This window comes from Natronocalculus amylovorans, assembly GCF_023638035.1.
Classification (GTDB): domain Archaea; phylum Halobacteriota; class Halobacteria; order Halobacteriales; family Haloferacaceae; genus Natronocalculus; species Natronocalculus amylovorans.
The window spans coordinates 376,678-394,571 of the sequence record NZ_JAKRVX010000002.1 but is presented as its reverse complement, the minus strand read 5'-3'; the positions used below and the strand labels follow the sequence as shown (position 1 = coordinate 394,571).

General features: G+C 55.0%; 29 protein-coding genes and 1 pseudogene. 4 read left to right on the top strand and 26 right to left on the bottom strand.

The window, feature by feature from the left end:
- Nucleotides 1-67: 67 nt before the first annotated feature.
- The 4 genes from AArcSt2_RS06445 to AArcSt2_RS06430 all read left to right on the top strand — a co-directional run bounded on the left by AArcSt2_RS06445 (nt 68) and on the right by AArcSt2_RS06430 (nt 2,411).
- Nucleotides 68-751, top strand: coding sequence for an SDR family NAD(P)-dependent oxidoreductase (locus AArcSt2_RS06445; protein ID WP_174652059.1), 684 nt, complete (start codon nt 68-70; stop codon nt 749-751).
- A gap of 50 nt (nt 752-801) precedes the next feature.
- Nucleotides 802-1,098: a DUF7996 family protein gene (locus tag AArcSt2_RS06440; protein ID WP_250583476.1), complete on the top strand. Its 297-nt coding sequence runs from the start codon at nt 802-804 to the stop codon at nt 1,096-1,098.
- Nucleotides 1,099-1,176: 78 nt separating this feature from the next.
- The gene (locus tag AArcSt2_RS06435; protein ID WP_174652058.1) at nt 1,177-1,422 is read left to right on the top strand and encodes a DUF8006 family protein; all 246 of its coding nucleotides are present in this window, start codon (nt 1,177-1,179) and stop codon (nt 1,420-1,422) included.
- A gap of 113 nt (nt 1,423-1,535) precedes the next feature.
- Nucleotides 1,536-2,411 (top strand): homoserine kinase, encoded by an 876-nt coding sequence (locus AArcSt2_RS06430; protein WP_174652057.1) that lies wholly within the window; start codon nt 1,536-1,538, stop codon nt 2,409-2,411.
- A 21-nt stretch (nt 2,412-2,432) separates the two neighbouring features.
- On the opposite strand, the gene pdxS is transcribed toward AArcSt2_RS06430, so the two are convergent.
- The 26 genes and pseudogenes from pdxS to AArcSt2_RS06300 form a co-directional block, all read right to left on the bottom strand.
- The gene (pdxS, locus tag AArcSt2_RS06425; RefSeq protein WP_174652056.1) at nt 2,433-3,341 is read right to left on the bottom strand and encodes a pyridoxal 5'-phosphate synthase lyase subunit PdxS; all 909 of its coding nucleotides are present in this window, start codon (nt 3,339-3,341) and stop codon (nt 2,433-2,435) included.
- A gap of 119 nt (nt 3,342-3,460) precedes the next feature.
- Nucleotides 3,461-4,921: a preprotein translocase subunit SecY gene (secY, locus tag AArcSt2_RS06420; RefSeq protein ID WP_174652055.1), complete on the bottom strand. Its 1,461-nt coding sequence runs from the start codon at nt 4,919-4,921 to the stop codon at nt 3,461-3,463.
- A 1-nt stretch (nt 4,922) separates the two neighbouring features.
- Nucleotides 4,923-5,414, bottom strand: a complete 492-nt coding sequence (locus AArcSt2_RS06415; RefSeq protein WP_174654465.1) for an uL15m family ribosomal protein — start codon at nt 5,412-5,414, stop codon at nt 4,923-4,925.
- Nucleotides 5,411-5,875, bottom strand: coding sequence for a 50S ribosomal protein L30 (rpmD, locus tag AArcSt2_RS06410; protein ID WP_174652054.1), 465 nt, complete (start codon nt 5,873-5,875; stop codon nt 5,411-5,413). The genes AArcSt2_RS06415 and rpmD overlap by 4 nt, the downstream gene beginning before the upstream one ends.
- The gene (locus tag AArcSt2_RS06405) at nt 5,872-6,519 is read right to left on the bottom strand and encodes a 30S ribosomal protein S5 (protein WP_174652053.1); all 648 of its coding nucleotides are present in this window, start codon (nt 6,517-6,519) and stop codon (nt 5,872-5,874) included. The genes rpmD and AArcSt2_RS06405 overlap by 4 nt, the downstream gene beginning before the upstream one ends.
- Nucleotides 6,516-7,070 (bottom strand): 50S ribosomal protein L18, encoded by a 555-nt coding sequence (locus tag AArcSt2_RS06400; protein WP_250583475.1) that lies wholly within the window; start codon nt 7,068-7,070, stop codon nt 6,516-6,518. The genes AArcSt2_RS06405 and AArcSt2_RS06400 overlap by 4 nt, the downstream gene beginning before the upstream one ends.
- Complete coding sequence (locus AArcSt2_RS06395) at nt 7,070-7,528, bottom strand: 50S ribosomal protein L19e (RefSeq protein ID WP_174652051.1); 459 nt, start codon at nt 7,526-7,528, stop codon at nt 7,070-7,072. The genes AArcSt2_RS06400 and AArcSt2_RS06395 overlap by 1 nt, the downstream gene beginning before the upstream one ends.
- Nucleotides 7,521-8,234, bottom strand: coding sequence for a 50S ribosomal protein L32e (locus tag AArcSt2_RS06390; RefSeq protein WP_250583474.1), 714 nt, complete (start codon nt 8,232-8,234; stop codon nt 7,521-7,523). Before AArcSt2_RS06390 ends, AArcSt2_RS06395 begins: the two co-directional genes overlap by 8 nt.
- Nucleotides 8,235-8,771, bottom strand: a complete 537-nt coding sequence (locus AArcSt2_RS06385) for a 50S ribosomal protein L6 (RefSeq protein ID WP_174652049.1) — start codon at nt 8,769-8,771, stop codon at nt 8,235-8,237. It lies immediately after the preceding gene.
- A 4-nt stretch (nt 8,772-8,775) separates the two neighbouring features.
- Entirely contained in the window at nt 8,776-9,168 is a 393-nt protein-coding gene (locus tag AArcSt2_RS06380) for a 30S ribosomal protein S8 (protein WP_174652048.1), read from the bottom strand.
- Between the two features lie 2 nt (nt 9,169-9,170).
- Complete coding sequence (locus AArcSt2_RS06375; RefSeq protein ID WP_174652047.1) at nt 9,171-9,341, bottom strand: 30S ribosomal protein S14; 171 nt, start codon at nt 9,339-9,341, stop codon at nt 9,171-9,173.
- On the bottom strand, nt 9,338-9,853 hold the full coding sequence (locus tag AArcSt2_RS06370) for a 50S ribosomal protein L5 (protein WP_250583473.1): 516 nt from the start codon (nt 9,851-9,853) through the stop codon (nt 9,338-9,340). Before AArcSt2_RS06370 ends, AArcSt2_RS06375 begins: the two co-directional genes overlap by 4 nt.
- Nucleotides 9,850-10,554, bottom strand: a complete 705-nt coding sequence (locus tag AArcSt2_RS06365) for a 30S ribosomal protein S4e (RefSeq protein ID WP_174652045.1) — start codon at nt 10,552-10,554, stop codon at nt 9,850-9,852. Before AArcSt2_RS06365 ends, AArcSt2_RS06370 begins: the two co-directional genes overlap by 4 nt.
- Nucleotides 10,551-10,919 carry a 50S ribosomal protein L24 gene (rplX, locus tag AArcSt2_RS06360; protein ID WP_174652044.1) on the bottom strand — a complete coding sequence of 123 codons (369 nt, stop codon included), beginning with the start codon at nt 10,917-10,919 and terminating at the stop codon, nt 10,551-10,553. The genes AArcSt2_RS06365 and rplX overlap by 4 nt, the downstream gene beginning before the upstream one ends.
- Before the next feature lies 1 nt (nt 10,920).
- Nucleotides 10,921-11,319, bottom strand: a complete 399-nt coding sequence (locus tag AArcSt2_RS06355; RefSeq protein ID WP_174652043.1) for a 50S ribosomal protein L14 — start codon at nt 11,317-11,319, stop codon at nt 10,921-10,923.
- A gap of 14 nt (nt 11,320-11,333) precedes the next feature.
- Nucleotides 11,334-11,660, bottom strand: a pseudogene (locus AArcSt2_RS06350) (30S ribosomal protein S17); the annotation flags it as partial.
- Entirely contained in the window at nt 11,651-12,139 is a 489-nt protein-coding gene (locus AArcSt2_RS06345) for a ribonuclease P protein component 1 (protein WP_174652041.1), read from the bottom strand. The pseudogene AArcSt2_RS06350 and the gene AArcSt2_RS06345, both read right to left, overlap by 10 nt.
- Nucleotides 12,140-12,145: 6 nt before the next feature.
- A complete protein-coding gene (rpmC, locus tag AArcSt2_RS06340) occupies nt 12,146-12,358 on the bottom strand; it encodes a 50S ribosomal protein L29 (RefSeq protein WP_174652040.1) in 213 nt (70 codons plus the stop codon).
- A gap of 3 nt (nt 12,359-12,361) precedes the next feature.
- A complete protein-coding gene (locus AArcSt2_RS06335; protein WP_250583472.1) occupies nt 12,362-13,297 on the bottom strand; it encodes a 30S ribosomal protein S3 in 936 nt (311 codons plus the stop codon).
- Nucleotides 13,297-13,776 (bottom strand): 50S ribosomal protein L22, encoded by a 480-nt coding sequence (locus AArcSt2_RS06330; protein WP_250583471.1) that lies wholly within the window; start codon nt 13,774-13,776, stop codon nt 13,297-13,299. Before AArcSt2_RS06330 ends, AArcSt2_RS06335 begins: the two co-directional genes overlap by 1 nt.
- A gap of 3 nt (nt 13,777-13,779) precedes the next feature.
- Nucleotides 13,780-14,202, bottom strand: a complete 423-nt coding sequence (locus AArcSt2_RS06325) for a 30S ribosomal protein S19 (RefSeq protein WP_174652037.1) — start codon at nt 14,200-14,202, stop codon at nt 13,780-13,782.
- 2 nt (nt 14,203-14,204) lie between these two features.
- Entirely contained in the window at nt 14,205-14,936 is a 732-nt protein-coding gene (locus tag AArcSt2_RS06320) for a 50S ribosomal protein L2 (protein WP_174652036.1), read from the bottom strand.
- A complete protein-coding gene (locus AArcSt2_RS06315) occupies nt 14,937-15,191 on the bottom strand; it encodes a 50S ribosomal protein L23 (protein WP_174652035.1) in 255 nt (84 codons plus the stop codon).
- Nucleotides 15,188-15,931, bottom strand: a complete 744-nt coding sequence (rpl4p, locus tag AArcSt2_RS06310; RefSeq protein WP_250583470.1) for a 50S ribosomal protein L4 — start codon at nt 15,929-15,931, stop codon at nt 15,188-15,190. The genes AArcSt2_RS06315 and rpl4p overlap by 4 nt, the downstream gene beginning before the upstream one ends.
- Nucleotides 15,932-15,934: 3 nt before the next feature.
- Nucleotides 15,935-16,951 (bottom strand): 50S ribosomal protein L3, encoded by a 1,017-nt coding sequence (locus tag AArcSt2_RS06305; RefSeq protein WP_250583469.1) that lies wholly within the window; start codon nt 16,949-16,951, stop codon nt 15,935-15,937.
- 4 nt (nt 16,952-16,955) lie between these two features.
- Nucleotides 16,956-17,798 (bottom strand): RNA methyltransferase, encoded by an 843-nt coding sequence (locus tag AArcSt2_RS06300; RefSeq protein ID WP_250583468.1) that lies wholly within the window; start codon nt 17,796-17,798, stop codon nt 16,956-16,958.
- Nucleotides 17,799-17,894: the final 96 nt, after the last annotated feature.

Here is a 17,894-nt window from a genome sequence, read left to right as displayed (position 1 = left end):
CACATAGTAAACCAGATAAGTTGCGTCACGCGGGCAGGTTTAGGTTGCTGTGTCTCGTATGTTATTTATGGACGATCGGACGGTTGTTGTTACAGGTGGTACACGAGGTATTGGACGCGCAGTAGTCACCGCATTTGCGGATGCAGGTGCGACTGTCGTATTCTGTGGACGCGATCGCGCTGCAGTCGAAGATATTGCTGAAATTACCGGCGCGATCGGTGTTAGAGCGGACGTTCGTGATGAGTTTGATGTTGAACGCTTGATGGAGACTGCCGCACGAGAAGGTGATGGTGAAATTGAGCTTGTCGTCGCAAATGCAGCAGTCAACCACGGTACTCCCGGAAAGATGCCGATCGCTGAGGAGCCCTACAGCCGATTTGACGATACCATGCGAACCAACGTCCGCGGCATCTTTACAACAATTGTAGAGGCGCTTCCACACCTCGCTTCGGATGGTCGAGTGCTTGTCCCGTCTGGCTCGATCGCACGCGAAGCAAAGCCAAATATGGGAACGTACGCGATCTCAAAAGCAGGCTCAGAGGCAGTGGTTCGTGCCTTTGCGACGGATATTGAGCAACCGGTCTGTATCGTTGATCCTGGGTTGGTTGCGACTGAGCTCACTGGTGTGGACACAGCACGCGACCCTGAAGACGTTGCCCCCATGTTTGTGTGGGCTGCCACTGAGGCGACCGAAGATGAGATCAATGGAGAAATTGTTGATCTCCGAACGTGGAAAAAAGCAACCAGATAACTCCGACGCAACACCGAGGCTTTCACCACTGTTGAGCACGTACGTACTATATGGTCGATGTAAGTCTTCGTGATTTTCTCACCTCTGATCGCCTGCTACTTGCGCTCGTACTGTTTGCCGGTATTGCTGGGTCCGGTGTTGCGCGGCGATTGTTTGGTGAAGCAGGATTCGACACGGTGGGACAGGTTGTGTTTATTATGGGCTATGGTGGAATGGTCGTTGTTCTCTGGTACGGATGGCTTCGCCATATCGACATTCGCGGCCCTGAGGACCGCGATTCGCCTGACACTGTTGAAAATTCCAAACTGTACGAGCGGGAGTCTGAACAAGCTGAGCAGTCACGGTAATATATAGTTTACTCACTCTCAAACCGCCAACGGAGAACGGAACTTTAATGCGCGTTTCACCGTCATCTACTCACAAGAATGCTGCCCCTACAGTTCATCGACGGGATCCTACTTGAGTTCACCTTGGGTGAAGTGTTGTTGATTACGTTTGTACTCAGCGTCCTTGCGACACTACCGTTAAAATCACAGAAAATTGTCGGGCTTGTTGTGACGACATTTGGTGCAATCTTTTTGTTGTCCCCTGAGATGTCTGCTACAATGCTTCTTCTTGGCGTTGCGTTGGCAATTGCCGGCCCGATCGTTTTCGCAACTGCCCGGAGCTAACTCCACAGCTACATAACTGAGACCACGTTTCACAGCTGCCGATTCGATAGGTGTGGTTCGGTTTTCGGATCGGCTTCGCTACCTTTTTGCGTTATCTACCGTTACCGCTCTGCATGGTTACCGTTCGAGCGCCGGCGACAAGCGCCAACCTTGGGAGTGGATTCGATGTGTTTGGTGTGGCGCTCGATCGCCCCGCAGACATCGTGCGTGTCTCAAAGGCCGAACAAACAACGATTACGGTTACGGGTGTCGGTAGTCAGTTTATTCCTGAAGACCCTGCACGGAATACCGTTGGTGCAGTCGCAGAAGAGCTTGATGCGCCCGCACATATTGAAATAAATAAAGGGGTTCGGCCTGCGTCTGGGCTTGGCTCCTCGGCCGCAAGTGCCGCTGGTGCTGCAGTTGCGCTCAATGAACTGTACGATCGAGGACTGAGCCGCAGCGAGCTTGTGCCGATCGCTGCAGAAGGAGAAGCGGTTGTCTCCGGCGCACCACATGCAGATAACGTTGCCCCATCAATTCTTGGTGGGTTTACCATCGCAACTGCTGATGGCGTGCGATCGATCGAGACTGACATCCCACTTGTTGCGTGTCTTCCAGAGATTGCAGTGTCGACCCGTGATGCTCGGCGGGTTGTCCCTGATACGGCATCAATTCCTGACCTTGTTACCACTGTTGGCAACGCGGCAACGTTGACGACCGGCATGTGCCGTTCTGATCCGGTCCTTGTTGGAAAAGGGATGGATGACCCGCTTATCACTCCTGCCCGTGCAGAACTCATTACTGGCTACGACACGGTACGCTCATACGCACTCGAAACTGGTGCAACTGGCGTCACTGTGAGCGGTGCTGGTCCATCGGTTATTGCAGCGTGTCATGGTGGCGATCGAAGAGCGATCGGCTCAGCAATGCTTGATGGATTCAGCGAAAATGGTGTGGACGCGAGAGTGTATCAGGTTAGCGTTGGAAACGGGGCAACGATACTATAGCTAACACAAACGGATGGATTTTTAAACGCCGCGTCCTTGGAGTCGCTCTTCTTCTGGAATTGAGTCGTTAGACTGGCCTTTCATTCCTTTGCCAACGCCTGTTGCGATCTCCGCGAGTGCATCTGGGTCATCCCAGTTATTAACTGCCTCAACGATCGCCGATCCCATCTTCTCTGGATCTTCTGCGCCGAAGATTCCGGACCCAACGAAGATACCATCACAGCCGTGATGCATCATTAATGCAGCGTCTGCCGGTGTTGCGATCCCGCCCGCTGCGAAGTTGACAACCGGGAGTCGGCCCATTTCTGCAGCTTCGTGAACCAGGTCACGCGGTGCACCGTGTTCTCGTGCCCACTTTTCTCGTTCTTGATAGTTCAGCCCCTCAATCGTTCTGATCTGGTTCATCATCGTCCGTTGATGATAGACTGCCTGGTTTACATCACCCGTCCCAGCTTCTCCTTTTGTTCGGATCATTGCTGCACCTTCGTTGATCCGCCGAAGCGCTTCTGGAAGGTTCCGTGCACCACAGACGAACGGCGATGTGAACGATGTCTTCTCGATATGGTACTCGTCGTCTGCTGGCGTGAGGACTTCAGATTCATCGATCATATCGACGCCAAGCGACTCCAAAATCTGTGCTTCTGTGTGGTGACCAATTCGAGCCTTCCCCATCACTGGAATCGAAACTTCGTCAATAATTTCGACGACGTTGGTTGGGTCTGGCATCCGAGCAACACCACCACGTTTTCGAATATCTGCCGGCACTGCCTCAAGTGCCATCACCGCAACTGCACCTGTATCCTCTGCAACACGTGCTTGCTCTTTGGTGACTACATCCATAATAACACCACCTTTCTGCATTTTTGCAAAGCCGCGTTTAATCAGTTCTGTGCCCCGTTTTAGCTCCGAAAGATCGGTCTCCGTGGCCATACTTACAGTACGGTCTGTGAGCACTTAACGGGCCGTATTGTGTACGTTTCGGTAACGTTATTATCGCCTCTGAGTCGGTACTCAAGCGGCGAAATATACATAAAAATAAGGGGTACTTGTTACTCTCTGCCGAACATCTGACGCATCATCGGATGCATCTCCATGAGTTGCTCTTCTGCAATCTCCTCATACAGTTTGTACGTAATCGAGACTGTCAGTAGAAGCCCCTCTCCGGTGACGTTTCCGATCGTCCCCAGCATGTTCGCCAGGACTGCAAGCAGTCCAACAAGTGCACCGCCAATAACGGTAACCTGTGGAATGTAGCGTTCCATAACTTTCTCAACAACTTGTGGGTTGCGTCGGAAGCCAGGAATCTGCATCCCCGAGTTTTGGATCTGTCGGGCGGTTGCCTCTGGGCCCATTCCTGTGGTTTCGACCCAGAAGATCGCGAAGATTGCACCACCAACGACCATGAACGTTAGGTCAATCGCGACACGAGTGAAGATCATCCACGGTTCTGCATTGGTGAACCCAAGGAACCACATCCAATCCTGTCTGCTTTGGATCGGTGCGAAGTAGTAGAAGAACCCAGATACTGGCTGACCATCAGCGTAGACTCCGAGCCATGTTGGCATTGTTGTCTGGCTGTTGATGATCTGCCCGAAGAACTGGATGTTCGCCTGCAGCGCACGAACCAAGATCATTGGCAGGACGGATGCGTAGATGAGCTTCACCGGGAAGCGGCCACGGGCACCTTTCACACGTGCGTGGCTCAGTGGGATCTCAACCCGGACAGACTCTGCGTACACAACAACCGCGAAAATTAACGCCGTTGTAACCAACGCAAGGAGTTCACCAGGTGAGAACAAGAGTGATTGGAACCACTCTGATGTGAATGTTGGGCCAAGTTCAACACTGCCGGTGATGATCCCAAACCAGCTAGCGAAGAACCCGGGTGTTCCGAGTCCAGACCAACTGAAGAATCCACCGACAAGTTGCTGGCTCACTGCAGCGATAATGAACAGCCCCACACCGGAGCCGACTCCCCACTTGCTCACGATTTCGTCCATGAACAGGATGAGGACACCGCCAATGAATACCTGCGCGAAAATGACCATCTGAATACCGAACAGGCCAATTCCAAGCGCATTACCGATGGCTGGATTTGCTGGGAGGAAGCCACCTGCAAACACCATCGGTGCAGCAGTCATCGCTGTAACAACAATGACAAGCAGCTTCTGTAGTCCCTGATACAGCACTTGGTCACGCGGGTCGCTTGTATCCAACCCAAGGAGGTTCGCTCCACCTAACAGCTGCAGGACAATACTCGCGGTGACGATCGGTCCAATACCGACCTGCAGGATCGATCCCTGTTCACCAGCGAGAATCGAACGGAACTGTCCGAATATATCGCTGCCTGTGCTTTCAAGCCCGAACAGCGTGATGTTCGTGAGGAAAAAGTACACAAACAGAACGCCCGCGGTCCACGCAAGCTTACGCTTGAACGGAATGTGACCCGTTGGACGGGTCACTACGGGCATCCGTGTGAGTACTGGTTCAGCGGCCTCCTTCCAACTCATATTACGCCTCGTCCGAACTCTCTTCGGATAGGTCTTCTGATTCAGCTTCTTCCGCGCGGGCTGATAACACAGCGTCGCCGCCTGCTTCTTCAAGCAGTCCAACAGCGCCAGCTGTGAAGGCATCAGCAGTGACGATCAGTTCATTTCGAACCTGACCGCCACCGAGGACTTTCACGACATCCACGTCGTGTCCATCGTCAACAACATCGCGGGCGTCGATGACGTATGCATCGCCATCTTCCTCAGCAAGCCCATCTGCAGCATAGAGTGCTGCATCTTCGTCGAGTTTCTGCACACGAACTTCAAGGACCGTATCCTGGACGGACTGTGGCCGTTTGAATCCGTGCTTACCGAGCGGCTCATAGTTGTGGAACTCATGTTTCGAACGGCCTGCACGTCCACGTCCGCCGCGGTGTCCGGCACCACGCCGATTTTTGTGTGTTCCGCCACCATGTGTCCGAGATCCACGCTGTCGTCGTTTCTTCGACATTATCGCATCGCCTCCAAGAGTTCGTCAATTCCGTCGGTCGAATGGCGTCCAAGTTGGCCGCCTTCTTTGACCGGATGTTTGATTCCGTCGTGGCCACCACGTGGTGGGTGTAGACGAAGCACTGGCGCAAGGTTCTGCTCTCGAAGCGTCGTCTCTTCTGCGACGAGTGCGGCTGCAAGCGAACTAATATCGCTGTACTCTGTGTTTTCTGCGACCCACTCATCGTCGATGCTACCTTCACCTTCAAACGGCGAACCACGGCGCTCAAGAATGAGCGCAACGACCTCTTCGGACGGCTCACCAAACGCAACATAGTCGTTCACTTTTGTGACCATCCCGTTGTAGGTCTCAGTGTCCGGAACAAGTGTCGCGTGGTTGACGTGGTGTAGGTTGAGCATCGAAAGCGTATCGCGAACGCCTTGGCTCATGTTCACTCGTCCGCGGAGCTGAACAACTGCTTTCATTCACGTGCCTCCTGTTGAATCTCTTGTACACGCTGTGGTGTTCGAGACTGTGCTGCGTTCTCAAGCGCATTGAACGTCGCCTTTGCAAGGTTAACCGTCGTACGGGTATTGCCGTCCGACTTTGTCCATGCGTCTTCAATTCCAGCAAGCTCAAGGATTGCTCGAACGGTCTCTGCTGCTGCGAGTCCAAGTCCCTGCGGTGCAGGCATGATCTCGACAGTGACAGATCCAGCTTTTCCTTCTGCTTTCCGAGTCAGGGAGTTGACTCCACCAGCCTGGTCCTCCCAGGACCCTGATCCTCGATCGACCTTGATAATGTTCAGTTTGGCAACGTCGATCGCTTTCTGGATCGCACCGCCAACCTGATCATCACGGGCCTGTGCGTAGCCGAGGTAGCCGTCGCGGTTTCCGACTGCGACAACACAGCGGAATTTCACACGTCGGCCCGAGTCGGTCATACGCTGGACCATGTTAATATCAAGCACTTCATCTTCCAGTCCTGGAAGGAGCTGGTCGACGATCTGTGGCTCCTTAAGTGGGAGGCCGGACGCAAGTGCTTGCTCCATCGAGCTGATGTCGCCGTTCTGCACTTTTCGGCCTAGCCGCGTCCGCGGCTCCCAGCCGTTGTTATTACGTTGGCTCATTCGTCCTCCTGCAGTGTAGCGAGCACTTCATCGAAGTGCTCAGGTAGTTCAGTTGCATCGAAATCGCCGCTGTACAGTGGCTCATCGAGTTGCTCGGCATACTCGGCGATATGCTCGCCGCGTGTGCGCGACCAGTCTGCAAGCACACTGTCGCTATGTGGGATTTCGAGACCCGCATCGATCGCACCTTCCTGCACTGCAAACACCTTGTTACCAGGTGTTGCTGTGTTCAGGCCGATGTCGAGAACAGCCTCTTCGTGGCCAGCCTCGATCGCTTGCAGACCGAGCAAGTATCCAGTCAGATATGCGCTCGGAAGATTCCCTGTTGGGGCTTCCCAGCCGTAGTCTGCAAGGTCCTCACTCGATGCAGCGACGTGCGTTACATCTCCGTTGGGTCCGGGGGTAACCAGCTGCGCCCTGACATGAGCATTGCTCACCCGGGCGACCAGGCGAGGTTTGCCGGATTTCAGCAGGCGCAACCTCTGATGGTAATCAGTCCGGACCTCTCGGCGCCGTCGCATCGGCACCTTGTATCGTGGTCCTGTTGCCATTAGTTAGACACCTCAATTCCGTAGTTGTTCCTCGCGTACGCCTCAAGCCGATCGACGCTGTCAAACTGACCACCGCTGGCTTTGTTGTACAGCTCTCGGTATTGGGTACGATCGAGTGCGCCCTCATCACGGAGTTCCTTCAAACGGGCACGCTGTGCGCGGATCCGGGTGATCCACGCGTCTTTCTTGTTTCGTCGAGCACCGGACCGACCTTTGCGTGATCCTGGACCTTTCTGGTGGCCGTATGAACGCTTTGCAGCGCGTTCTCGTGCACGACCACGGGAGTTAGTCTTTGCATCCTTTGCTTGGATCGTTCCCTGCTCGATGAGATCGCGGATATCCTCTCGGGTAATCGCTTCAACGATCTCTGCCTGTGCTTCTGGATCGAACCAGACACGGCTCTTACCGACATCAAGGATGTCGGCTGCGAGTCGTTTCTGTGCTTTCAGATCACTCATCTGCGTCCACCTCTACTTCAATGTAGGTTGGGTTGAGCACGCGAATCTCCTCGTCCTCACAGACCTCTTCGATCCGCTCGCGTTTCCGTGCACCAACTGATGATGCAATACGAACAGCTTGTGAGTCACCATCAACATCTTCGAGATCATCTGCGTTGTGAACGCGGACTTCCTCGAATCCGCTTGGGTGGAGTCCTCGTGCTGCCTTTGGCGTGCGGTATCCGGCTTGGACTTTCGCTCCTTTGCCTTTGTATCCGCGACGCTGTTTTGAGAGACCACCACGTGGGCGACGCCATGATTCTGGCGTTCGCTTTTTCATGTGGTAGTCCTGTCGTCGGAAGGCTGGTTTCCCTTCACGACGTTTCTGTTTCAGTGCAGCTTCAGCCTCGTCGTCAAGCTCTGGGGTCTTGTCAACGTGGCCTCGTGGTTGAAGCTCCGTTTCAACGTCTTCGTCGACGTCTTCGGTCTCTTCTTCTGGCTCGTCGTCTTCGATCTCTGCCTCTGCCTCTTCAGAGACTTCGAGACCACCGACGTCGGCTTTGATACGCGCTGCGAGCGCGTTACCGACACCGTCAACCTCGGAGAGTTCCGACTGACTTGCGGCCTGTACGTCTTCGATCGTCTCGTAGCCGGCCTCACGAAGCGCCTCTGCTTTGGACGGACCGACACCGCTGATGTCTTCGAGTTCTTGCGGTTCGTCTGCCATTTAGGCACCTCCTGCCTGTGGCTTCTCAGTGATGTAGACACCGTCTTGGAACACACGGGTGTCTTTACCTTTCACTTTGGTTAGTTGTTCAATATCGGCGGCAGTTTGTCCAACAGCCTCTTTATCAGGGCCGCTCAAGACAACTACTTCGCCGTCAACCTGTACTTGTGTGTCGCCGTGAATCGTTGTTCGGCGTGGGGCACGCTCACCGAGGAAGTTCTCGATGACGACGTCGCCTCCTTGAACGTTCACTTGCATCGGGAAGTGAGCGTAGAAGACTTCCATCTTGTACTCCCAGCCGTTTGCAACACCGTGGATCATGTTTCGAACATGGCTCTCGAAGGTTCCGACGGTCGCGTTCGTTTTTGCGTCCGTGTTCTCCGTCTCGATAACCACGTTACCATCCTCAACAGATACTGACACGTCAGGGTACCAGAGGCGTCGCGTGACGCTTCCGTTATCTCCCTCGACGGTCAGTTCGAGGTGATCAACGTTGGCAGACACATCGTCCGGAATTTCGATTTCTACTCGATTCATGATTTTAGTAGACGTATGCGATGATCTGGCCACCGATTCCCTCTTCTCGGGCTTCGTAGTGGCTCATGACGCCGTGGCTTGTTGTGACGATGAGTGCACCGTAATCACGGGCAGGGAGATATCGTTTCTCCCATTTCTCGAACTCATCTGCACCGGCTGAGTAGCGCGGCTTCACCAGACCACATTCGTTGATAGCGCCTTTCAGTTCAACCTCGAACTCACCGGACTTGCCGTCGTCGACGAACTCGAAGCCGTCGATATACCCGCGGTCGTAAAAGACCTCGAGGACCGATCCGATGATATTTGAGGCGGGCTGTACCGTGTAACTGAGATGGCCGACACTCTCTGCGTTGTCGATTCCGCTGAGTGCGTCGGACAGTGGGTCGTTACCTGCCATAATTAGCTGTACTTCTTGAATCCCATGTCTCGAGCAACTTCGCGGAAGCATTGGCGGCACAGGTTGATGTCGTACTTGCCGACAAGCCCCTGTTTTCGGCCGCACCGACGGCAGGCGTTTTCTTGGCCTGTCCGTCCGCTGTCGCCCGTGTTTTCTGTTTCACTTTCGCTCATTCTGTGACCTCCACATCGAATGTCTCTTCGAGGAATACTGCTGCATCCTCTGGTGTCATTCGGTGGCGTTCTGGAACCTCACCAGTGGCTTTACTACGTTTTGCAACGCGGTAGCCTGGCCGGACAAGGTTGACTGTAACGTCAAGCCCGTAGATTCCGATCTGTGGATCGTACTCTTGGCTTGGGAACTCGGTGTGCTCTGCAACTCCAAAGCTGAAGTTTCCGTTATCGTCAAACTGTGACTCGGAAATCTCCGTCAGTGAGAGCGCCGTTTCGAGGAACTCGTGTGCGGCCTCATCTCGGAGCGTTACTTTTGCGCCGATCGGATCTCCTTGGCGGATATTGAACTCTTGGACCGTTCGTTTTGCGAGCGTTCGGACACTCTGTTGACCGGCGATCTCTTCGAGGATCTCTTCAGCGTTTGCGAGTGTTCGACCACCTTCTCCAACGGCCATATGGACGACGACCTTCTCGATCTGTGGTGCTCGCATTTCGTTCACAGATTCGCTCATTCGTCGTCACCTCCGGTGAAGTTCTCGTCAATTACAACAACGTATGGCTCGATCGTTTCAAAGCCACCATCATCTTGACTAACTGAAACGGTGTTGTTACCGCTGCCGAGCGTGACCTGGATCTCATCGATCGTGCCAATCTCACCAGCGTGTTGTCCGTCAACAGCTGTAACGAGTGCGCCCTCTTCATAAACGAAGTGGGCAACAATCTCTTTTGATTCGTTGTCAATGACGAGCGAGTCTTTTGTGGAGTACTCGCTTCCATCTTCGACACGAACGTTCGTGCCATCATGAAGGGTTAGCTGGAAGTCGCCACCGTCAACTTGTGTTTTGTTGACGACTTTTCCGAGGCGGCTATCTGCTGCGTCTGCAGAGATTGCTTCCAGTGCAAGGCGTCCTCCCTCATCTGGGAAGACACGGTAGTACTCTTCACGTTCGGTGAATGCAAGAATGTCGAACATACCGATCGGTCGGCGTTCGTCAGTGACTGCATCTCCGTTGACGAGTATTGTTCCTTGGTTGAGCGCGTAGCGCCCTTCCTTTTTCGTGTCGACGTAGCCAAGGACGTCCCGCAGAATAATGATCAGCGGAACGCCTGCTTCACCATGCGGGCCTGCGCCAGCTTTGACGGTGAAAGTGTTGGTCTTTCGTTCGACCGGCCAAGACTTTGGTACTGAGAGTCGTTTCTGGTGGTTGGTCATTCGTCACCCTCCGTGTCATCTCCGGCGAGACGTGCCGCTCGAACCTCATCATCAAGGTCGAGTTCGGTCACGCGTACGTTGCTTGCATCGAGCGGACGAGGAACCTCCTCACCGTCAGCGCGCTCAACTGTCACGCCGTCGACGTGGATGACTTCCTTTTTTAGATCGACGAGAAGGACCTCACCTTCTTCGCCGGCGTGGTCGCCACGCAGGACCTCGACAGTGTCGCCCGCATTCACACGGACGTTTCGCTGATTGTACTCCTCACGGAGGTCATCAGCGAGTGTCGCACGGACCTGCTTTTGTCGCTCGTGTAGCGACGCGTTCGCCGCAGACTTTCGTTGTTTGCGTGGTTGTCGCGTCATACTATACGATCATTGTAGCCGTACTTGCAATACTCCCGAAGCGCTCTGCGACTTCACGTGCGATTGGACCTTTAATCTCGGTCCCTCGAGGCTCGCCGTTTTCATCAATGATGACCGCGGCGTTGTCCTCGAATTTCACACGCGTTCCGTCTGGACGACGGATCGACTTGCGCTGGCGGACAATAACTGCCTCCAGCACCTGTCGGCGCATTTCCGGCGTACCTTTGGTGACCGAAACGGTCACTTTGTCGGCGATGCCTGCTTTGGGGTGTCGATTCTTCGTTCCGGAGTACCCTGCAACGCTGATCACGCGAAGTTCGCGTGCACCAGTGTTGTCAGTACATTTGATGAGTGACCCTTTCTCGAGTCCCTGTGTGACATCAGCTTTTAATGCTTCCATCACTCGTCACCTCCGACTTGGACGACGACGTGGGATTTCGTCTTCGAGAGCGGGCGGGTCTCCGCAATTGTTACTTCGTCACCGACTTCGAGCGGTTCGAGTACGCCTGGGACGTGCGCTGGAATACGGGACCGGCGTTTCATATACCGGTCGTATTTAGGCACGAACACGTCGTACTCACGCTCGACGATGACGGTCTTTTCCATTGCCGTCGAGACAACAGTCCCTTCGAGGGTCTGTCCCCTGACGGGAAGTTGTCCATAGAACGGACACTTCTCATAATCGTACTCCTCCGGATTCTCTGGTTCCGGAGGCGTTGGTACGTCTAATCCTATCGCCATTTTGAATCACCTATAAATTCGGTGCGTTCGGCGGGTCGTGAGAGTAGGGTTGTTGCATCCACCGTAACGTAGACTCCGCCCTCGCACTCGTCTCGCCCAACGAGACTCGCCGCAGAGGCGTTTTGTGATGCATCTGCGGACGGAGCAGACTGACGGGGGTGTTTCTGTTCTGCTTCCCCCGCAGTTTCCGATCCGAGTTTGGACGAAGACCCCGGGACCTTACGGTCACCGGCGGCTTCATCTGTGTTTGTGTGTCTGTATTGACCGCCGCTTGACTCGACTGGAAGACAAAACTCAAAGGTTGAGTCCTGTTTTTGGACCTGTTTGGTCTCACCCTGTGTCTCAACAACGACTGTCTGCATTGTCTCGGAGACAATGCGGCCGGAAATCCCAACGAGGTCAGGATTCGGCGCATCGGCTACACACATGTGCAAGCCGATGAGTTCGTGTCGTGTGAGCGTTTCAGGGGTGAGTGCCATAGGTCGTTATTCCTCGTCGAAGTCGCCTTCTTCTGTCTGAATCGTTTTGATTCGTGCGATCGTCCGTTTGAGCTCGGCCATGCGGCCTGGGCTTTCAGGCATACCACCGGCAGCCTGTACGGACTTCATGTTGAGCAGTTCGGTCTCAAGCTCTTCGAGCTCGACTTCCCGCTCTGCTGCAGTCATGTCGCGAAGTTCGTCTGGATGAAGAATTGCCATAAATTATTCCTCCGTTTCTTCGTCTTCTGCATCTGCATCTTCCATCTCCGAAACAAGGTCTGCTGCTTCGTCTGCAACATCTTCGTCGAGTTCATCGAGTTCTGCCTCGATTTCATCGTCTTCCGGGATGACTTCTTCTTCGTCAAGCTCGTCGCCAACTGGTGCTGCTTCTGTTGTCTCTTCGACAACCTCTTCGACGATTTCCTCATCGATGATATCTGCTGGATCATCATCCGGAATCTCGACGTCGTCCTCTTCGGAGACATCTGGAATTTCCGCATCGTCGTCGATAAGGTCGTCAACATCATCCGACCCAAGGTCCTGCTCAACTGCCTCAACTTCGACATCCTCGTTGATGCGGAAGTCATCCGGTAGCTGTGCTCCTGGTGGAATGATCTTGACTGTTACACCGATCGTACCGAGCTTCATAACGGCAACGCCCTGCCCTTCGTCAACAACTTCCTGTGCTGGCTCACCGTTGTGTTTGATGTATCCTCGATTGAATTTCTCAACGCGTGATCGTGCGCCAGTGACTTTCCCGGAGAGCACAATCTCCGCACCGAGTGCGCCCGAATCCATGATTCGGTCGATTGTTGTGTGTCCGGCTTTTCGGAAGTACCATCCGCGCTCGAGTGCATTTGCGAGTCGATCTGCAACAATCCGTGCGTTGAGATCCGGCTCGTCGACTTCCTGAACATCGATCTGTGGATCATCCATGCCGAATCGATCAGTCAGCTCGCGAGTGATCTTTCGGATGTTCTTCCCACCCTTTCCGATAACCATTCCTGGCTTCTCGGCCTTGAGGACGATCTGGGTCCCCATTGGGGTTTTTGCGATATCCATGCCGCCGTAGCCCGCTCGACCAAGTTCTTTTGCAAAGAACTCGTCGATCTGTGCGCGCTGTAGGCCGTTTTCAATGAACTGGTGTTCGTCAGCCATTAGTTATCGTCCTCCTCGGTTGCATCTGGTTCCTCGATGATTATTTCAACATCACAAACCGTTGTGTTCCACGGCGATGCGCGACCGAATGCACGTGGCTTTCGGCCAGGTCGCTCGCCAACTTTGTGCGCTGCGATGTGTGTAATGACCATCGACGGGCCGTCAAACCCTTGCTCAGTTGCGTTGTTACGCACGTTGGTGAGTAGTTTGAGGAAGTCTTTCGACGCTTTGTTTGGGTATCGACCGGCATCCCAGCCATCGATATCCGATCGGTGACCGACACCGGAGTTGTGCTGTTTGAACGGAACCGATCGCTCGCCTGCGATCACCGCTTCCAAGTACTCCTCCGCGTCGGTAACCGTCATTCCCTTGATGGTTCGGGAGATGGCCTTGCTGTGCTTCAGGCTGATGGGCCGGTCCCGAAGCATCGCTTTCGCGGTGGTGTCGGGGTCGGCCTCGACGCTGTAGTTGATTCCCATGGTTTATTTGAGTGGCACGAACTTCGAGGACCGGGTCGCGCCGATACCGGCCTGTCCGTGCTCGACCGAGTTCCGGGTAAGCTGGAACTCGCCAAGGTAGTGGCCGATCATCTCAGGCTGCACCTTGACGCGCTCGAAGCTCTGTCCGGTGTACACCGCAAACGTGAGTCCGACAAACGCTGGAAGGACTGGCATGTCCCGCAGGTGTGTCCGGACCGGGTTGTTTGCGGTCTCTTCGTCGGTCTTGCCTTCGACCTTGTTGAGAAGCTTTTCGTGCTCCTCTGAAAGGCCGCGGACAATGGTTCGCCGCTGTCGTGCGGGCAACAGTTCTGCGACATCGTCAAGCTCCATCTCCTGCAGCTCGTCAAGCGTGTGACCGCGGTAGGTGAACTCACCTTCACGGCCAGTACGGTAGTCAGTACTCATGATTACTTTCTGCCTCCTTTTCCGCCTCGTCCCGTTCGTTTCGAGGCGATGTCACCGACCTTCCGTCCTGGTGGTGCATCACGTGAGACGGATTTCGGCTTTCCTGGGTGCTGGCGACCACCGCCACCGAATGGGTGGTCGACGGCGTTCATTGCAACACCACGGACACGTGGATACTTCGTCCCTCGTGCCTTCATTTTGTGGTATTTCTTTCCAGCTTTGACGAACGGCTTTTCGGTTCGGCCACCACCAGCAACCACACCGATCGTAGCGCGGCACTGTGGGTTGAGCCGTTTGACCTCTCCGCTTGGGAGTTTCACAACAGCGACTGTTTTGTCGTGTGTGAGAAGCTGTGCTGAGACTCCGGATGCACGAGCGAACTTTCCGCCGTCACCCGGCTGGCTCTCAACGTTACACACTGGAACTCCCTCTGGGATTTCTCCGAGCGGGAGGGTGTTTCCTGGCTTGATCTCTGCGGAGACACCGACTTGAATCTCTTCGCCGACCGTGACGCCCTCTGGAGCGAGGACAAGGCGGCGATCGCCATCTTCAAACTCGATGTCTGCAAGCGGCGCTGCTCGAGCCGGGTCGTGTTCAATATCGACAACCGTTCCCGAGATCGTGTCTCTATTTTCGGCACGTTTGTGTGACAGTTCAGCCTTGTATCGGTGCGACGGGGCACGGAAGGTTGAGCCACCGCGTCCACGTCGTTGGCCTTGAATTCGTCGTCCCATTTAGAACACCCCAATTCGCGAGGCGATCTCTGTCGCATCGTCATCCTCGCTGAGTGTGACGGTTGCTTTCTTTTTGCCTTTCGGCGTCACCTGTGTGTTGACTTTGACGATCGAAACATCGTATCGATCCTCAACTTCTTCGGTGATGTCGCCTTTCGAGGCGTCAATATGAACGAGGAACTGGAGTTTGTTGTCAAAGTCCATCTCGTTCATCGCCTTCTCGGTAACGATCGGATGTTGAATAATGGAACTCATCGGTCAGCCACCTCCGCAAGTGCAGACTCCGTAAAGAGCGTCAGTCGACCGGCGTGGGTACCCGGTGCCAGATCCTCGACATTGACGTTTGCTGCAGTTGCAACATCGACGCCTGCGAGGTTCCGTGCGGCACGGGATGGCTCTTCGCTTGTGACAAAGAGGATCGATTTCGCTCGTTTGTACTTCCGACCACGTGTCTTTCCACGTCCAGCTCGGACTTTCTTGTTGTCTGCGCGCTCGATGTCTGCAGAGACACCGAGTGCGTCGAGAAGTTCAGCAACCTCTTTCGTTTTGACGAGGTCTTCAAACTCATCGGAGACAACAAGTGGCAGTTCAACATCGTCGTCGAACTGATGTCCACGTTCTGCGACAAGCTCTGGATCAGCGGTTGCTGCGAGTGCCGATCGCGTTGCGAACTTGCGCTCTTTTTTATTGATCGATTTGCCCTGGTCTTTCTCAGCCTTCGGTGGGTGTGCTCGGCGTCCGCCAACCGCTTGCGGAACACGTCGAGCTTGACCGTTCTCACGCGGAACGTGAGCAAGACCACGCCCGCTACCGAGCGATTCGGCAGGGGTTCGCATTCCTGCGAGTGGGTCTGATCCGTAGGCCTGCTTCTTGTTTGCCTGTGCGGCAACGACGGCCTTCTGGATGAGGTCCGGTCGGTATGGTGTATCAAACACTGCCGGAAGCTCAATCGTACCGGCGTCGTCACCGTTCAGGTCATGTACTGTCGCGTCCATGTTTTATCCCTGATTAGATGCGGTGGAGACGTAGCGCACCTCTGGATCGAGGCGCGGTTGGTCGTTCGGCCGGATGGCCGGGCGGAACCGCAGAAGCCGCTTGTTCGGGCCAGGCAGCGAACCTTTGACGAGCGCGTAATGACCGTTGACTTCACCGTAGTTGACGAATCCGCCATCGACGGATGCGTCGTTACCTTCGTCGAAGTCAATGAGTCGCTTGTTGAGCTCTGTTCGCTGGTGGTAGCCGGTCTGTCCTTGCTGTGGAACGGTTGAACGCACACGCGATGGGTTCCACGGGCCGAGGTTTCCGATCCGTCGACGCCATCCTTGACGTGCGTGTTTTCCTTTCCGTTTCTGAACGCCCCATCGTTTGACGGGACCTTGCGTTCCTTTTCCTTTGGTAATACCGGACGCATCAATGTACTCTCCGGCACGGAATACGTCACCAAACGCATGTTCGCCGCCCTCTTCGAGCAGCGAAAGCGCAAAGTCAGCTCGCTCCTGGATGGAGCCGCCACCGACGCGCGTTTCCATAACGTCTGGCTTCTTTTTTGGAACGTTTTTGAGTTCGCCTGGGACAGTGTGTGTGATAACGCGGATGTCATCAACTGCGCCGTCTTCGACGAGACTCAAAAGGGCCTCCGAGTCCTCCTCGAAGGTGTTTTCTGCCGGTAGGTCGAGGACGCGATCGAGGTCCTCGTGGAATTCCGAGGCCCAAACCTCGGTAACCGGCTGCGATCCATACGGCGTGTCTTCGTAGGCTCGGACGGCAACTGCACGCATTGGCGGTGTCTCGACAACGGTGACTGGAATAGACTCTTCCATTCCTTCCCGTGGAGAGTTCGCCTCGTCGTTAACCATGACAACGTGAGTCATGCCCGCTTTATAGCCGGCAAAGCCCTGCAGTGCAGGGGACCCATCGTCATCTGGCCACGAACGAACGCGAGGCACTTCGCTAGTGCTACGCGTCCGCGGGCCGAAGCCCATCGAGCCTTTTCGTGGTCTGCTTGGTTGTGGCATATGTTCACTCCGTGAGCGTTAGGCAACTGAGGGATGCGAACATCGCTTCTTCAGTTCGCACCACATCGCTTGCCTGTCGCGGGATCGTATTGAGCCAGAGGTCGAACCCCGGATCGGGTTCGACTGGACCGCCTTCGGCGGCCGTAATGGCCTCGGGGGTAACCCCAAGGATTTCTGGAAGCCCTCGACCGGGTGATCCAAAGACAACGGTAAGTCCTGCCCGCGTCTGCGGGGCGAGTTCTCCAAGCCGCGAAATGGAGAGTGGTTCTCCATATCGAGACGTGGCAATCCGTAATCCGGATTCGGTGGTGAGTGCTTCCGCCAGGTCCATGGCCTTCACATCGAAGCCCGGGGGGGCCTCGTTGACAAGGCGAGCACGGACCGGTTCTCGCGAAGAGATCCTGACGGTGACGCGTTCTCCCTTACTTGGATCCTCCATCGTTGGTGGTACAAGCAGGGAGATCGGGTGTTGCAGTCCGCAATTGACCCGGACGCGGCCTTCAGGTCCGACCTCGGTCACGATTCCCGTTTGTTCGACCGGCCCGTCTGGGTCGGTCGATGTCCGTGATGATGCGCGGAGCGGTGGGATGATCCCAGCGTATTGGAGTTCGCTTCGTTGCTCCCACAACTCCTGTCGGAGGTATGGGGGTGTTGCCGCGTACGACAACACCGTGATAACGAACTCCTTGCCCCATCGGGTTTCGCCATCCCGGTCAGGGAAGACGCAAAGCCGATTGGCACCGAATACCGCCGCCGCACGGGCGACGTATCCGAGCTTGCGAGTTGCCTCGCGTTTATCTTCGGCTTCCCGGATGATCGACGACGGAACCAGTAGTGTCAGTTCCATTGTCGATTTCGCCTCATCACTAGACTGTGACTTTGCTACCGTATCAGGCCCTAAAAGGGTAGCGGAATAAATCAGGCGTGTGGAGCTTTGACACCC

What these genes read in the sequence shown, in the direction of transcription:
- rpmD (WP_174652054.1), bottom strand. Translation starts at nt 5,875, where the DNA reads ATGAAAGCAGTTGTTCAGCTCCGCGGACGAGTGAACATGAGCCAAGGC.
- AArcSt2_RS06305 (WP_250583469.1), bottom strand. Translation starts at nt 16,951, where the DNA reads ATGCCACAACCAAGCAGACCACGAAAAGGCTCGATGGGCTTCGGCCCG.
- rplX (WP_174652044.1), bottom strand. Translation starts at nt 10,919, where the DNA reads ATGACGCGACAACCACGCAAACAACGAAAGTCTGCGGCGAACGCGTCG.
- AArcSt2_RS06365 (WP_174652045.1), bottom strand. Translation starts at nt 10,554, where the DNA reads ATGACCAACCACCAGAAACGACTCTCAGTACCAAAGTCTTGGCCGGTC.
- AArcSt2_RS06380 (WP_174652048.1), bottom strand. Translation starts at nt 9,168, where the DNA reads ATGGCAGGTAACGACCCACTGTCCGACGCACTCAGCGGAATCGACAAC.
- rpl4p (WP_250583470.1), bottom strand. Translation starts at nt 15,931, where the DNA reads ATGGACGCGACAGTACATGACCTGAACGGTGACGACGCCGGTACGATT.
- AArcSt2_RS06405 (WP_174652053.1), bottom strand. Translation starts at nt 6,519, where the DNA reads ATGAGCCAACGTAATAACAACGGCTGGGAGCCGCGGACGCGGCTAGGC.
- AArcSt2_RS06345 (WP_174652041.1), bottom strand. Translation starts at nt 12,139, where the DNA reads ATGGCACTCACCCCTGAAACGCTCACACGACACGAACTCATCGGCTTG.
- rpmC (WP_174652040.1), bottom strand. Translation starts at nt 12,358, where the DNA reads ATGGCAATTCTTCATCCAGACGAACTTCGCGACATGACTGCAGCAGAG.
- AArcSt2_RS06330 (WP_250583471.1), bottom strand. Translation starts at nt 13,776, where the DNA reads ATGGGAATCAACTACAGCGTCGAGGCCGACCCCGACACCACCGCGAAA.
- AArcSt2_RS06325 (WP_174652037.1), bottom strand. Translation starts at nt 14,202, where the DNA reads ATGAGTACTGACTACCGTACTGGCCGTGAAGGTGAGTTCACCTACCGC.
- AArcSt2_RS06300 (WP_250583468.1), bottom strand. Translation starts at nt 17,798, where the DNA reads ATGGAACTGACACTACTGGTTCCGTCGTCGATCATCCGGGAAGCCGAA.
- AArcSt2_RS06390 (WP_250583474.1), bottom strand. Translation starts at nt 8,234, where the DNA reads ATGGCAGACGAACCGCAAGAACTCGAAGACATCAGCGGTGTCGGTCCG.
- AArcSt2_RS06385 (WP_174652049.1), bottom strand. Translation starts at nt 8,771, where the DNA reads ATGAATCGAGTAGAAATCGAAATTCCGGACGATGTGTCTGCCAACGTT.
- AArcSt2_RS06370 (WP_250583473.1), bottom strand. Translation starts at nt 9,853, where the DNA reads ATGAGCGAATCTGTGAACGAAATGCGAGCACCACAGATCGAGAAGGTC.
- pdxS (WP_174652056.1), bottom strand. Translation starts at nt 3,341, where the DNA reads ATGGCCACGGAGACCGATCTTTCGGAGCTAAAACGGGGCACAGAACTG.
- AArcSt2_RS06315 (WP_174652035.1), bottom strand. Translation starts at nt 15,191, where the DNA reads ATGAGTTCCATTATTCAACATCCGATCGTTACCGAGAAGGCGATGAAC.
- AArcSt2_RS06400 (WP_250583475.1), bottom strand. Translation starts at nt 7,070, where the DNA reads ATGGCAACAGGACCACGATACAAGGTGCCGATGCGACGGCGCCGAGAG.
- secY (WP_174652055.1), bottom strand. Translation starts at nt 4,921, where the DNA reads ATGAGTTGGAAGGAGGCCGCTGAACCAGTACTCACACGGATGCCCGTA.
- AArcSt2_RS06435 (WP_174652058.1), top strand. Translation starts at nt 1,177, where the DNA reads ATGCTGCCCCTACAGTTCATCGACGGGATCCTACTTGAGTTCACCTTG.
- AArcSt2_RS06430 (WP_174652057.1), top strand. Translation starts at nt 1,536, where the DNA reads ATGGTTACCGTTCGAGCGCCGGCGACAAGCGCCAACCTTGGGAGTGGA.
- AArcSt2_RS06445 (WP_174652059.1), top strand. Translation starts at nt 68, where the DNA reads ATGGACGATCGGACGGTTGTTGTTACAGGTGGTACACGAGGTATTGGA.
- AArcSt2_RS06320 (WP_174652036.1), bottom strand. Translation starts at nt 14,936, where the DNA reads ATGGGACGACGAATTCAAGGCCAACGACGTGGACGCGGTGGCTCAACC.
- AArcSt2_RS06395 (WP_174652051.1), bottom strand. Translation starts at nt 7,528, where the DNA reads ATGAGTGATCTGAAAGCACAGAAACGACTCGCAGCCGACATCCTTGAT.
- AArcSt2_RS06440 (WP_250583476.1), top strand. Translation starts at nt 802, where the DNA reads ATGGTCGATGTAAGTCTTCGTGATTTTCTCACCTCTGATCGCCTGCTA.
- AArcSt2_RS06335 (WP_250583472.1), bottom strand. Translation starts at nt 13,297, where the DNA reads ATGGCTGACGAACACCAGTTCATTGAAAACGGCCTACAGCGCGCACAG.
- AArcSt2_RS06355 (WP_174652043.1), bottom strand. Translation starts at nt 11,319, where the DNA reads ATGGAAGCATTAAAAGCTGATGTCACACAGGGACTCGAGAAAGGGTCA.
- AArcSt2_RS06375 (WP_174652047.1), bottom strand. Translation starts at nt 9,341, where the DNA reads ATGAGCGAAAGTGAAACAGAAAACACGGGCGACAGCGGACGGACAGGC.